This is a genomic window from Chryseobacterium sp. MFBS3-17, assembly GCF_020687745.1.
Lineage (GTDB): Bacteria > Bacteroidota > Bacteroidia > Flavobacteriales > Weeksellaceae > Marnyiella.
On record NZ_JAJEWK010000001.1, the window covers coordinates 1 to 13987 of the forward strand.

13 protein-coding genes are annotated in these 13987 nt (G+C 41.6%); 8 read left to right on the plus strand and 5 right to left on the minus strand.

Features of this window, described 5'->3' with window-relative positions; translation table 11 throughout:
• Nucleotides 1-168: 168 nt before the first annotated feature.
• The 7 genes from LKO26_RS00005 to LKO26_RS00035 all read left to right on the plus strand — a co-directional run bounded on the left by LKO26_RS00005 (nucleotide 169) and on the right by LKO26_RS00035 (nucleotide 5811).
• A complete protein-coding gene (locus LKO26_RS00005; RefSeq protein ID WP_227585744.1) occupies nucleotides 169-693 on the plus strand; it encodes a hypothetical protein in 525 nt (174 codons plus the stop codon).
• A 180-nt stretch (nucleotides 694-873) separates the two neighbouring features.
• Nucleotides 874-2028, plus strand: a complete 1155-nt coding sequence (locus tag LKO26_RS00010) for a hypothetical protein (protein ID WP_227585745.1) — start codon at nucleotides 874-876, stop codon at nucleotides 2026-2028.
• Between the two features lie 145 nt (nucleotides 2029-2173).
• Nucleotides 2174-2986, plus strand: a complete 813-nt coding sequence (locus LKO26_RS00015) for a DUF6597 domain-containing transcriptional factor (protein WP_227585746.1) — start codon at nucleotides 2174-2176, stop codon at nucleotides 2984-2986.
• A 137-nt stretch (nucleotides 2987-3123) separates the two neighbouring features.
• Complete coding sequence (locus tag LKO26_RS00020; RefSeq protein WP_227585769.1) at nucleotides 3124-3504, plus strand: VOC family protein; 381 nt, start codon at nucleotides 3124-3126, stop codon at nucleotides 3502-3504.
• The gene (locus LKO26_RS00025; RefSeq protein WP_227585747.1) at nucleotides 3504-3722 is read left to right on the plus strand and encodes a TfoX/Sxy family DNA transformation protein; all 219 of its coding nucleotides are present in this window, start codon (nucleotides 3504-3506) and stop codon (nucleotides 3720-3722) included. The genes LKO26_RS00020 and LKO26_RS00025 overlap by 1 nt, the downstream gene beginning before the upstream one ends.
• Nucleotides 3723-4273: 551 nt before the next feature.
• On the plus strand, nucleotides 4274-5062 hold the full coding sequence (locus LKO26_RS00030; protein ID WP_227585748.1) for a CPBP family intramembrane glutamic endopeptidase: 789 nt from the start codon (nucleotides 4274-4276) through the stop codon (nucleotides 5060-5062).
• A gap of 329 nt (nucleotides 5063-5391) precedes the next feature.
• Nucleotides 5392-5811: a hypothetical protein gene (locus LKO26_RS00035; RefSeq protein ID WP_227585749.1), complete on the plus strand. Its 420-nt coding sequence runs from the start codon at nucleotides 5392-5394 to the stop codon at nucleotides 5809-5811.
• A 68-nt stretch (nucleotides 5812-5879) separates the two neighbouring features.
• On the opposite strand, the gene LKO26_RS00040 is transcribed toward LKO26_RS00035, so the two are convergent.
• From LKO26_RS00040 to LKO26_RS00055, 4 genes are all read right to left on the minus strand, one after another.
• Nucleotides 5880-7445, minus strand: a complete 1566-nt coding sequence (locus tag LKO26_RS00040; protein WP_227585750.1) for a S41 family peptidase — start codon at nucleotides 7443-7445, stop codon at nucleotides 5880-5882.
• An 88-nt stretch (nucleotides 7446-7533) separates the two neighbouring features.
• Complete coding sequence (locus tag LKO26_RS00045) at nucleotides 7534-8100, minus strand: DUF417 family protein (RefSeq protein WP_227585751.1); 567 nt, start codon at nucleotides 8098-8100, stop codon at nucleotides 7534-7536.
• A 122-nt stretch (nucleotides 8101-8222) separates the two neighbouring features.
• Nucleotides 8223-9047, minus strand: a complete 825-nt coding sequence (locus LKO26_RS00050; protein ID WP_227585752.1) for a helix-turn-helix domain-containing protein — start codon at nucleotides 9045-9047, stop codon at nucleotides 8223-8225.
• Nucleotides 9048-9593: 546 nt separating this feature from the next.
• Nucleotides 9594-11810, minus strand: coding sequence for an NADP-dependent isocitrate dehydrogenase (locus tag LKO26_RS00055; RefSeq protein WP_227585753.1), 2217 nt, complete (start codon nucleotides 11808-11810; stop codon nucleotides 9594-9596).
• Between the two features lie 168 nt (nucleotides 11811-11978).
• Between LKO26_RS00055 and LKO26_RS00060 the strand changes: the two genes are divergently transcribed.
• Entirely contained in the window at nucleotides 11979-12134 is a 156-nt protein-coding gene (locus tag LKO26_RS00060; protein ID WP_227585754.1) for a hypothetical protein, read from the plus strand.
• A gap of 115 nt (nucleotides 12135-12249) precedes the next feature.
• On the opposite strand, the gene LKO26_RS00065 is transcribed toward LKO26_RS00060, so the two are convergent.
• Nucleotides 12250-13800: a M20/M25/M40 family metallo-hydrolase gene (locus tag LKO26_RS00065; RefSeq protein ID WP_227585755.1), complete on the minus strand. Its 1551-nt coding sequence runs from the start codon at nucleotides 13798-13800 to the stop codon at nucleotides 12250-12252.
• Between the last annotated feature and the right edge of the window lie 187 nt (nucleotides 13801-13987).

The following is a 13987-nucleotide window of genomic DNA, read 5'->3' on the forward strand; positions in this document are numbered from 1 at the left end:
TTTTTATCCGCTCAAAAAATGTAAATTAGCAAATAAAAAATGGTTTTGCTTATGTCATAGCTAAATTGAAAGTTTCGGCTTTTTAATCCGCTCCTGACACATACACGCGGACCGTTATGGGCAAGGCTAAAAACCCAGAAAGTAAACCAAAACTATAGACAGAAATTAATGACTGACCGAATTTTCATAGAAGACCAGGATTTAGTTGAAAAAATGTTAAGCCGACTAACACCACTCAACGAAAGTTCAGGATGGCAGTGTGAACTTTTTATTGACAAAACGACCAATCAAAAATGGGAAAAATACCTGTTCGAGTTATTTGACGCTGATGATGATGGAATTGGTTTAAGACGCTTTCCATATCCTTCAACCAAAGAAATAATTAGAATCGCTTTGACTTCAAATTTTTTTGATGAAATAGATGGAGCTTGTGGTTTATTGCTTGATATGGAATTCGCCAAAATTGAGTTTAGAGAAATGCTAATTTCTGAAATTGAAAAAAATATTAATAACATTGATGAAGACCGATTTGGAATTATTTACAACAGGGCAGAATTGTATGACACATTAAACAAGAGAGAGATTTTAGGAAAACATTTTAAAGAAATAGAAAAAGATGCGGAATATTTCAAAGAATTAATGACCAAAGCTGAGAGACTAAGACAAAAAATAAAACAAATTGGAAACAGCTAATAGTAAAACAATTACGTTGACGATTGAAAGAAAACAAAGCCCAGCCCATAACAGCAGCTACCCAAAAGTGGCGGTTCAGTGGTTAAATCAAGCTTTGTGCATTTATCAAAGTTTCTGTTTGGTTGACAGTGAAGTGCTTCGAAATCGCCACCTTCGGGTAGCTGCAAAACGTTAGCGGCTATGATGAAAAAACGACTCTACATATTATTAATTTTCGGAATTTCGATTTCAGCGTTTGCACAAGACAAACATTTGGAACTCGAAAGGAAACTTATTGAACACTTCCAAAAACAAACTTGGGGAGATGCTTTGATAACGAGTGACAGTCTATATTTAAGTCCTTTCAAAGAAAAGTTTAATGTTTCCGTAAGCGACAACTATATTGAATTCGACACAACTCATCTAGTAATAAAAAATCCATATTTCAATGGCAAATATGAAAATGATGAAGAAGAAAAAAATAATGTGAAAAATTTTCCTAAGTCTTTTTCAGTCATATATGAAAACTCACTCGTTTCGCTTTTTGAAAATGGAAAATTTGCTTGTTTTCATCTTGACAACTTTAAACGTAATACAAAATTAGAGGCGGAATTAAACACTAAACAATTCAAATATCATTGGGTAATTGACAATAAATTAGGCGGAATATCAGGAAACACTATTTTCTTATGGAATGGAAGTAAATGGACTAAATTCAAAGACAACTTTCCGCTCAAAAATCAACCAAAACTATTTGAAGACGAAAACTTCATTGTTTACGGTGATTGTTTTGGAGAATGGGGTGGAACAGTTTACTTTTTTGAAAAATCAACTTCAAAAACATTTTTTACTGAATCTACTTGTGCAAATTCTGTTATTAAAAACGCAGACGGTTATAATGTATTAGCTCACTTGGGACACGGCGGTGGCTCAACAGAAGTAAAAACTATATCTGACCCAACTAAATTAACCTTTGTAAAATCAAATGAAATTGGAAAAACAGTTAAAGGAGAGGCTTTAGGTTATACCGACAAATCAAATGCATTTGAGAAAAAAATTGACTTTTACGGTGTTCAAATCTTTTCATCATTTAATTACCAAGACAAAGTTTTATATATAGTTCACCTTTCTGAACTAACATTCATTGCTGAAATTAAGAAAAATGAAATAGAAATTGTAAATCCTTTATTTTTTAACGATTTATATACTCACGACCCAATTACAAACAAATATGGTAATTATACTTTAATAAACTTAGACCATTACGGAACAGGTTTAGACAGAGAAATATCTGTATTAATAATACAAGGAAATAAAATCACAAAACTAGATTGGAATGAAAATCACAGCCGCTAACAGCAGTTTGGCAAAAGTGGCGGTTCAGTGCTCCGCAGACACATTTGTGGTTAATCAAAGTTTGGTTCTCCGCATCAACATTTGCGGTGAAAATAGCCACCTTCGCCAAGCCCGAAAACGTTGTGCATAATGCGAAAAAAACGCAGTGAATGAACTGAAAACTATAAGAGAATATTACAAACCGATTCAACCAGCAGTTTCGGGAAACGATTATGGGATAATCTATCAAGAAATCCAGCCAAATAAAGAAATTGAGAATTTTGTGTACTGCTTTTGGCAACTTAAAACACAAAAAACTCTAAACCAAGATTACGATTATCGAGTGGTATCTGATGGTTGTATCGACATATTTTTTAATCATAAACAGCCAACTGAAAATTTTGTGATGGGATTTTGCCGAAAGTATACTCAGTTCCAGATTGGAAAAGAATTTGATTATATCGGTGTTCGGTTTTTGCCTTCTGCCTTTCCTCTTTTGTTCAATGTCAATGCCAAAACTTTGAGTAATCAATCCCAAGAATTAAACAAAATCCTACCCAACTTTTCCAATTGGATTAAATCAGTAATTAAGCCTTCGGATTCTTTTGAAACCATTACAAAAATCCTAAACGAAAAGATAATCGGATTTTCAAGAAAATCAGCTATTGACTATGACCACCGTTTTTTAGATTCACTAAACCTGATTTTTCAGAAAAACGGATATTTAGATACTGAAAAAGACTTGAATACAGGTTTAAGTCCTCGGCAACTTCGTAGAATTTTCAACTTCCATATTGGCACTACCGCCAAATCATTTAGTAATGTTGTACGGTTTCAGCACATTTTGAATGCAAAACCCTCAAAACAAAGTCTTAAAGAAAATAAACTCTACTTTGATGTTGGATTTTTTGACCAAGCCCATTTTATTAAAAACTTTAAAACATATTATGGAGTAACACCTTCTGAAGCCTTCCGTTAAGTTTGTCCGTTTTTTACAATGCTTCGATTTCTTGTCAACCTAAATTTGTAGCAACAAAATCATTGACAATGAAAGAATTATTATTAACCGCATTTGTTTTACTCTTTGGAATTTCAAATGCACAAAATCTTAAAAATATGAAAATTAACGCAGGAATTATTACCGAAAAATTAGAAGAAACAAAAACTTTTTACACGAAAATTTTAGACTTTGGTGTCAGTTTCGAAAATGATTTTTATTTACTTCTTCATACTCCAAACCAAACAGGTGAAATCAGTTTCTTAAAACCAAATCATCCCAGTCAAAAACCATTATTTCAAACAAAATTTGACGGAAAAGGAGTTTACTTAACCCTTGAAGTTGATGATGTTGATTTCATTTACAAAAAGTTAATAGAAAAAGGAGTGAAAATTGAAATCGAAATTCGAGACGAATCTTGGGGAGACAGACATTTTGCAATCAAAGACCCAAACGGAATTGGAATTGACATTGTAACCTACACAAAACCCGTAGAATAATGAAAGCGAAAAACATTGGTATAGCCATTGCTAAAAAGCTCAATGAAATTGGGGTTTTCACATTAGCTGACTTGGCAGAAATGACACCAAAAATTGCTTATCAAAAAATATGTGATAAATATCCTGAGAAGACTATTCCAAAATGTTATTATCTCTATTCTCTGCAAGGGGCTTTATTGGATTTGGATTGGCGAGAACTACGAAATGAAATAAAATAGGAACTGATTGAACAATAGAGCACTATGCACAACATCGGTCGCCGTTGCACAACCCCAATTTTCTGCAAATAATGGCCAAAATGTGTAAAAAATGACCTCCTCAGAAGCGATTTTGGGGAGGTTTTGATTTACGGTGGGAAAATTATTCGGGATTTCAGGTGGGCTTATACGAGGGCTGTAACGGTTCTGATGAGATGGTTCTGGCAAAACCACAAATTCATCCCTGGTACGGGTAGAATTTGGGCATTTCGGTGAACTTTTCGGGTGATACAATAAATCATTACCATAACCAACTGGATAACAATATTTTACACGATTATTTTCAACAAAAACCCGTCGCCATCAAAAAATAGTTTAACTTTGGAAAAGGAGTTGTGCAACAAGCACAAGGGTTTTGCGTCAGGCGGTCTGAAGTGCAAAATTCAACAGCAGTTTTTCAATTGAACTTTAGTAATAATATCAGCATTTGTGCTTCGACATCCCGCCCAAACGCAAAGCCCGAAACCGTTATATGCCATTTTATCCAATCCGAACCTTGACCGAACTAAAAAATGAAGCCAAATCAGACATTAAAAATAATTCTTCTCATTTTTATAAGTTTTGCGACATACTATTTGCTCTTTTCAAATTTTAAATCACTAAAAATTGAAATTGACAGAATAACTCAACAAGGCTTGATTAGCTATATATTGTCGTATTTAATAGTGGGAATACCAATTTTCTTAGGAACATTTCTAATCGACAAAAGGACTTCAATTATTAAAAGCTTTGGACTTTCGGCAAACATTTTAACTGCCGTGTGGACAAGTATTCTGTTTACATTACCTATGTTTTTAGGCGGATTGTCTTTTTTCAAATTTAGCCAGCAAATTGATATTGAAAATTTAATTGCAGGGACTATTGTTGCAGGTTTTATGGAAGAACTTTATTTTAGAGGATTCCTATTTGGACAGCTATTCCGAAAAACAAATTTTGGCTTTATTCCTGCTATATTTTTTGGTGCGTTAATTTTTGCTTCGGGACATTTATATCAGAGTCAAAACATAAGTGAATTATTCGGAATTTTCGCAATAACTTTCTTTGGTGCTGTCTTTTTCGCCTGGCTGTATGTAGAATGGAATTACAATTTATGGGTTCCCATTTTTACACATACTTTAATGAACCTTTCTTGGCATTTATTTGAAGTGGATAATTCAGCATTAGGCGATGTAAAAGCAAACCTTTTTAGAGGTTTGACTATTTTAACTGCCATACTATTTACAATCGTGTATAAGAAAAACAGAAAAAAGAAGCTAACGGTGAACAGGCAGACCATACTAAAAAAGAAAAACGGCATATAATAACAAGCAGTTTGGCAAAAGAGCGGAGTTCCGTCTAAGTTGAAAGTTCCGTCTTCGTATGCCGCCAATGCTGTTTGCATTGGCATTTTTTGTAATTTAGCCAACGTTTCAAGTCTTCCAAAGACACTTATGATATTGGCTGTAATTTTATAGAACTAGGTCAAATACTACATCGCACTGAACCTTACTATTAAAGGTTCTGTAGTGTAAAGTTAGAAAAAGGTTTCGCTAAAATCTTCCGGTCTGTGTGGGTAGAAATTCGGTTACTAAAACAAAATATGATACTTTTGATGCCTTAAATTTTAAAACCCTTGATGAAAAGAATACTCTTGGCAATGATTCTGGTCACTGCGCTATCCTGCAGAGCGGATCAGGATGCGCCTGCTGAAACAAACAGTGTTGCAGGCATATGGAAAATGGAAAAAACAAGTACCGTTTCCGGCGCTGATCTTACCACCGTTTTTTCGGAATATTTACCCGACGATTGTAAGCAAAAGAGCACTTATGAATTTACACAAGATGGCAAATACATCGTCAAAGATTATAATTCCATCGGTCTGGAATGTGTTCATGTTGCTGAAACCAAAAGCGATACGTACCATCCGGCTGAAAACAAATTATTCATTGATACTACTGAACCCAAAGTTTTGGAATTGACAGCCAGCAGGCTTGTAGTCATTGTTGAGGATGATTACAATTATAACGGAGACGGTATTTCTGATTATTTAAAATATATCTTCAGAAAGTAAGCGGGTATCCGAACCTCTGAAGAATCAACGTCCCGAACTTACTATCGTTGTTTTTTTTTAGAGGAAGTTCAGTCCTTAGTTTCGTTTGTAAAAGGTTGCTGCGCCTGCGCTTTGATGTGTTCCATCACCCATTCCAGTTGAATGTCTTTTTTGGCGAGAACCTGCAGGGGAGTGGGCACTATTTCATGATGGGGAATCACCCCTTTTTTAGTGAGACTGAAGGGAATGTCCGGCTGTATCAGCATCAGTCCGGTGGGCATACCCAGCCTCGAATGAGGAAGTTTTACGCGGGCGTATCTTCCGGCTACCGTGCCGTCATTGGCACCGCCGGTTTCTTCGCCAATAATCATTGCTCTGCCTTCGCCTTTCAGTTTGGCAGGCAAAATGGAAGCCGCCGAAAAACTGCTGCCATTGACCAGTACATAAATTTTTCCCTTAAAATTGTTGTCCTTCGGCTTTTTCAGGGCGAAGGTCCCGTTGTTCCGAAGATAGAATCTTCCGTCTTTCTGCTTTACGGAGAGGGCTGTGCCGGCCAGGTAAACGGGGTAAACAGCGGCGGCCACAGGGTAAATGAACCGGGGTATTTGTGAGAAATAAGCTGCCTGAAACATGGCTGAACGCGAGGTCACCTCAATGTCTTTAATGAAGCGGAATTCCTCTTCCACCAGATAGGAATACAGATTGTTGATCTCAGAAAGTGAACCGCCCAGATTATCGCGTACATCCAGAATCAGATGTTCCGCCGGCGAGTTTTTCAGGATTTCAAAACTCTGTTTATAGAATTTACGAGAATGCCTGCCGGAAAAGGTTTTGATTTTCATGTAGGCAATGGTACTGTCGGCCGTGGGAAACTGCAGATTCCGGTTGAAGCTGCGGGTCCGGATGTTGTAATCTTTCACCTTGCCGGGCTGGCTTTGGGTCAGTTTTTTGTTTTGTGCTTCTTCTTTTTTCAGCTCTTCTTTTGTCATTTTCTCCCGCTGAAGGTAGAATGTCTTTATTTCATTCTTATAGAGGGTTTCCAGTTTTACACTGTCCAGAATGCCATGTTCCAGGGTGAAGAAAACCGGCCATCTCCGTGCCATCGAGTATTTCTGAAAGGTCTGATTTTCGCCGTCACTGTTTACCCACGGACGGTACTTCGCCAGGAGTTCCTTCACCGGAATGTCTTTAATGCTCAGAATCTCCGTGCCCACATTCATATCGGGAATTTGGTCTGCATTGTCTTTTACAAAAATCCGGTCGCCGTCTACCAGGAAATTGTAGCGGCTCAGGAGGCCTTTTTGCTTTTCCAGATCCCGGGTCTCGGCTCTGGTGAGGCGTCTGGAGGGCGGAACCAGACGCAGATGTCCCTGCTTTACCTCGCTGATGACCGGCGCCAGTCTGGTGTAGAATTCGGCCGGATTCAGCGGTTGGTCAATGCCGGCTTTTACACGGGCAAATTTTTCATCAAGCTCTTCTTTGGAAATATACCAGTACAGTTCAGGGTGCAGTTTTTGGAGTTTCTGATACGCATAATCGGTATCCTGATGCAGTTTTTCCGGCGCCAGAGGGGTTTCCAGACGTTCATTGTACGTTTTCACCGAAACGCAGGAGGTGCACCAAAGCAGGACAGCAATACAAAACAGATTTTTCAAACGTATTTTTTTGTAAATATATTTAAAAAAAATCTTCCCGTAACCGGTGGCTGCGGGAAGTTTCTGTTTCGTTGTGCCCAATCAAAAATCAGCGTTTCAGCAGGCGGCTGGCACTTTCTGAGGCTGCCACAAGTCCTGCGCCCAGCATGATGACATCTTTCACTACCAGCCTTCCGGCGGCAGAAAGGTAGGGGAATCCGTGCTGCGGACCTTCCAGATTGGGAATCCAGGTTTCTGGCGTTGTCACCAGAAATGAAAGGGTGACCAGCGACATACCGAAGGTGAGCAGTCCGCCCCAAAGACCGGCCTTCGGAAACCAGATTCCCAGCAAAACCAAAATACCAATAACACAGATGACGGTGCCCAGTCCGTAGGAGAAGGTATAAGTGCCATTCTTTTGGTGCCACTCTATGTTGGCAGGCACCACTTCGCCTTCTTTGTTTTTATGGAGTTTGTAATTGTCCGGATCATCGTTGCTGTAGTTCAGGAAAAAACTCATCACAGGCGAATTGGCCACAAACGGAATAATCCCGTCGGCTTCATACTGAAATGCTTTCAGGCCGCCAATCCAGGCCATTACAATGAATATGCCGATGCGGATGAGGTTGATGAATGTACGTTGGGAGTGGGCCAGAAGCCGGATAATTTGATTCATATTTTTCTTTTTGGCAAAATTACAGCTGCTGCAGACTGTAATCAATGGAAAAATATGGATGGATGATGGAAAAATCCGGATGTGTGGTGGCAGATAGCAATATCTTGCCGGCTACAAATCGGCTACAAATCGGCTACGATGGAAATTCCTGTTTTCTCGCGGAACTGTGTGGGCGAGATGCCGGTATGTCTCTTAAAGTATTTGCTGAAATAATATTCATCTTCAAAATGCAGTGTAGCAGCAATTTCCTTGATGGATTTCCGGGTGAGGTGAATTTGTTTTTTGGCCTCCAGGATTACGCGTTCCTGAATAATTTGCGATGGTGTTTTGTGATATTCTGCTTTTATTTTTTTGCTTAAAGTATTTGGCGAAATATGCAGCAAGTCTGCATAGAATGCCGGACTTTTTTCTTTCAGGAAATGGGTTTCCACCAGATTCTGAAAATCGGTCAGTTCCTGCAAACGGGTTGTAGCCAGATTTTTTTCGGGCAATAATTTACCTTTCACCTTGCTGCTGATGGCCAGGATAAGCTGCAGATAAGACCGGAGTACGGCATCAGAAAATGCTTCGTCGTGTTCCAGTGAACTGATTTTACCGAAATAATCCTGCAGTTCGGCAAATATTTCATCTGATACGGGGAAATGGGGGAAGAGGTAAATGTTATTGAACAAAAGTCCGTTGCAAGCCACTTCTTTTTTATGATATTCAATGCAGTAAAAGTCACCGTGAAATTTCAAAAGGTCAATTTCAGCAGCATCCCGGGTGTGTAGGGTGACATTCTGGAAGGGCGAAGCGAAGAAGGCGGTCTTTCCGCTGAACGCATATTCCACAAAATCCACGGTGATGATTCCCGTCCCATCCAGCAAAAGAACGTGGTAAAACTCATCGCTGACAGGCATCTTCATGGAAGCAGCAGGAATCCTGGTGACGGAAAACAGATTTTTCATGAAGTAAAGATAAGTGGTTTTAAAATTTCTGAATGCCGAAACTTTCGATAATGTTGAATTTACAATGCTGGTTAAATGCATCAACAGGTTACCTTTAACCTGCAAAGCACACATCATCTGATGTTTCCACTAGTTCCGTAGGAGCGATCTGTTAATAGAATTAGAAATGACGCGTTTCATCAAGCCGGCCTGTTAATAGAAATTGAAACGTCGCATTTCAGCAAGCTCCGTGGGAGCGGCCTTTCAATAGAACTGAGAATATCCCGCTCCGGAAAGCGCCACCAGAACGATTTGACTTACATAACTAATCCCATAGCTCCGTAGGAGCAACCTGTCAATAGATCGATGAATGTCCCGCTCTAAAAAGCTCCGTAGGAGCGACCTGTTCATGAAACGCTAATATTCCGAATCGCATCAGCATTAATGCATTCACCTTCGCCTTTCAAACGCTCATTATTTTTTCATCATCCCACAAAAAACGCCCTCTCAAATATTTGAAAGGGCGATCCTATGAGTAACATCAGGATGACGGGCATCCCGGTTTTTTTAAATGCCGTCTACAATGGTATTTAGTGTAGCGGACGGACGCATGGCAGCATACGTTTTAGCCGTGTCCGGACGATAATACCCGCCGATTTCCTGCGCCTTGCCCTGTGCAGCAATCAGTTCATCATTGATTTTCTGTTCGTTGCTCTTCATGGCATCCGCTACCGGTTTGAAGGTTGCGGCCAGATCAGTATCTGCAGTTTGGGAGGCCAGAGCTTCTGCCCAGTACATGGCCAGATAGAAATGTGATCCTCTGTTATCCAGTCCGCCAAGTTTTCTTGCCGGCGACTTGTCATTCTGCAGGAATTTGGCATTTGCTGCATCCAGTGCATCAGCCAGAATTTGCGCTTTGCTGTTGTCCTGCGTCTGTGCCAGGTGTTCCAGCGAAGCCTGCAGCGCCAGGAACTCACCCAGTGAATCCCATCTCAGGTAGCCTTCTTCTATAAACTGCTCTATGTGTTTTGGTGCAGAACCGCCCGCACCGGTTTCAAACAGGCCACCGCCGTTCATCAGGGGAACGATGGACAGCATTTTGGCAGAAGTGCCCAGTTCCAGAATCGGGAACATATCGGTGAGGTAATCTCTGAGTACGTTTCCCGATACAGAGATGGTATCTTTTCCTTCGCGGCCACGTTTCAGTGTTTCCAGCATGGCATCTTTCACATCCATAATGCGGATGTACAGTCCGGTAAGATCATGATCCTGCAGGTATTTTTCTACTTTCTTAATCATTTGCGCATCATGGGCTCTGCGTTTGTCCAGCCAGAAAATAGCGGGTGTATCTGAAAGTCTTGCCCGGTTTACGGCCAGTTTTACCCAGTCCTGAATCGGAGCGTCTTTCACCTGGCACATTCTGAAGATGTCGCCGTTCTGCACATTCTGCTGCAGCAGCACATTTCCGTTTTCATCTTCCACCTTCACCGTTCCGCTGCCTGTAATCTGGAATGTTTTATCGTGTGAACCGTATTCTTCGGCTTTTTGGGCCATCAGTCCTACATTGGGTACCGTACCGAATGTTCTGGGATCTATGGCACCGTTTTTCTTCATATCCTGCACAATTGCGTCATAGAAACCGGCATAGGTTCTGTCCGGAATGATGCATACTGTATCTTCTTCCTTGCCGTCTTTGTTCCACATTTTGCCGCCGCCGCGTACCAGTGCTGCCATAGAAGCATCTACAATGATGTCTGAGGAGACGTGGAAATTGGTAATGCCCTGATCGGAATTTACCATCGCAATGCGCGGTCCGTTTTCAATGGCTTTTTCGATATCAGCCTTGATTTCAGTTTCCTGTGCATTACCGCTGATTTTCTCAAAAAGAGTCGCCAGACCAAAATTTGGATTGATGTCCAGGCCGGCAAAAGTATCTTTATATTTTTCAAAAACGTCTTTGAAGTAGGTTTCCACAATTGCTCCGAAGATGATGGGGTCAGAAATTTTCATCATGGTAGCCTTCAGGTGAGCGGAAAGGAGTACATCTGACGATTTGGCTCTTGCCATAGCGGTTTCCACAAATGATTTCAGTGCAGAAATGTTCATCACAGATGAATCGATGATTTCACCTGCCTGCAGGGGAGCATAATTTTTCAAAACCTTTTCCGATCCGTCCTGTGCATAGAAAACGATGCGGAACTTTCCGGCATTTTCTGCGGTAACAGAAGTTTCGGTTCCGTAGAAGTCACCTTCGGTCATATGGGCTACTTCGGTTCTGGAGTCTGCGGTCCATGTTCCCATTCTGTGCGGATTGGCTTTGGCGTAATCCTTTACCGACTTCGGCGCACGGCGGTCACTGTTTCCTTCTCTAAGTACCGGGTTTACGGCACTCCCCAAAACTTTGGCATAACGCGCATTGATGGATTTTTCTTCGTTGTTTTTCGGTTCTGCCGGGTAATCCGGAAGCTGATAGCCCTGAGCCTGAAGTTCGGCAATGGCTTCTTCCAGCTGCGGTACAGAGGCAGATATATTCGGAAGTTTAATGATGTTGGCTTCAGGTTGAGTGGCCAGCTGACCCAGTTCTGCCAGGTAATCCGGGATGCGCTGATCTTCGGTAAGCACTTCGGGGAAATTGGCCAGAATTCTGCCGGACAGCGAAATATCCGGAACGGAAATCTCTATGGCAGCGGGTTTGGTAAAGGCTTTTACGATTGGTAAAAAAGAATGGGTGGCGAGCATGGGAGCTTCGTCCGTAAGGGTGTAAAAGATTTTTGCTTGTGACATTATTTCTGTATGTTTTTCTTATTTCAGTGAAAGATGTACAAAAATAGCAAATTTAGCCTAGATAAGGCGCATCCGTTACCTTAAAATTGTCATAACTTCAGCAGATATTATGTAACATCATTATGGAAAAAATGATGCAAATTTGATGTAACATTAAAATTTAGGAGCATGGCTACAGGGAAAAACTCACCACCAAAAGGGGTGGTCATTTTGTTCATTTTAATCATTTTGATGGTAGTGATGTATTTCGTGTTTCAGGCGGTATTCCCGGATTTGTTTGAAGGGCTTAATACCGGTGAAGCACAACCTGTAACGCCGGAATAAAATGATGAATCTGTGAAAAGGCCATTTCTGATTGGGATGGCCTTTTTTAACAGTTTCTGATAAACAAAAACCTCCCGTGAAAATTTCCGGGAGGCTGCAGAGTATTTTTTGCGGATTAATCCACGCCGCCGCGGCGGGTAGGTTCTCGCACCGAAGGCCATTCGGCAGGGGCGCCGGTCTGCTCATTAACGGGCATATTAATGCGTTCTGCAGATGCTTTTTGGGGATCTTCGCTTGCCATGTAAGTCATGATGGCGATGAGTGCCACATTGCTTTTTACATCATCAAAAACAATTTTATCATAAGTGTCCCGGTTGGTATGCCAAGTATAATTGCCGTAGCTCCAGTTCAGTGAGCCCAGCATAAATGCTGGTACACCCGCTGCTACAAAGGAAGCGTGATCTGAACCGCCGCTGCCCGGCGTACCCGGAAAGGTGGTTTTAATGTCTTTGGTGATATTCCCTGGAACTGCTTTCAGCCAGCGACCCAGGAAATCATAAGAATGCAGAAAGCCCTGTCCGCTGATGCTGGCCACACGTCCGGTTCCATTGTCCTGATTGAATACCGCCTGAATTTTTGGCATCTGATCCTTATGCGCAGAGACATACGCGCGGGAGCCGTTCAGTCCCTGCTCTTCGCTGCCCCACAGGCCTACAATGATGCTGCGTTTGGGATTCGGGTACACTTTTTTCAGGATTCTGGCTACTTCCATCATCGTAATGGTTCCGGTGCCGTTGTCTGTGGCTCCGGTTCCGCCGTCCCAGGAATCCAGGTGAGCAGAAAGAATAATGTATTCATCCGGTTTCTCGGTTCCTTTGATCTCGGCTATGGTATTGAATGTGGGTGCCATGCCGCGGTCTTTGGAGTGGGCCGTTATTTTTACTTTTGGAGTGGTTCCGTTCTGAATCATCCGGTATAATTGGCCGTAATCTTCAAGCGAAATATCCGTCACCGGAATTTTTTTGGTTCCGGCAGAAAAGATTTTGTTGACGCCAAAACCGCCGGACCAGTACGATGAAATAATGCCGGCAGCGCCTGCTTTTTCCAGTGTAGCATTCATGGTACGGGAGGTTTCGCCGGTTTGTCTGATGGAATTCTGCCATTTTTCACTGGCAGCTTTTACCTCCTGCTGCTTCTTTTCGTAAGATTCGGGAGTCGCAAATTCCTTCCAGTTATAATCGGGTCTGCCGGTGATCTGATACTGAGAAACCATGACCAGTTTTCCTTTGACTCCGGGCAACCAGGCTTCGAATTCTGCTTTGCTGCTGAAATAAGGCAGCGCAATGACCTCTGCGGTGATTCCGCGTGAAGGTGTGGCCGGGCTGAAGGCCAGCTGCATTCCCTCCAGAGATTTTGAATAGGGGTGCACCATTTCTATTGTAGAAGTGCCCCGCTCCCAGGATTTCCACTCGCCCCATTGTTCATTGCGTGCACCGATTCCCCAGCCGGCGAAGCGTTTTACTGCCCAGTCATGGGCCTGCTGCATTTTCGGACTGCCCACCAGTCGCGGACCAATTTCATCCAGCAGCTCATACGCCAGTTGTTCCAGTTGGGAGTTCTGATAGGTTTCGTCCATAATGGCTGCCGTTATCTGATCACGGGTCTGGCCGTGCAGACCTGCTGCAAAAACGGCGGAAAATACAAATGCTGTTGCAAATTTCTTCATATTAAATCTTTGAAGGGTTGAATATAATAAAAATCTCACATTCCGCAGTGATTGGTACATTCATTCTGACATAATTCAAACCGATTACAGGCTTTGTCATCATGTTCAAAGGGCTCTTTACCGAAATTCTGAGAATTAAGATGAATATTTCACGGTCAATCCGGCGGACAGTTTTTCTTTATTTCGT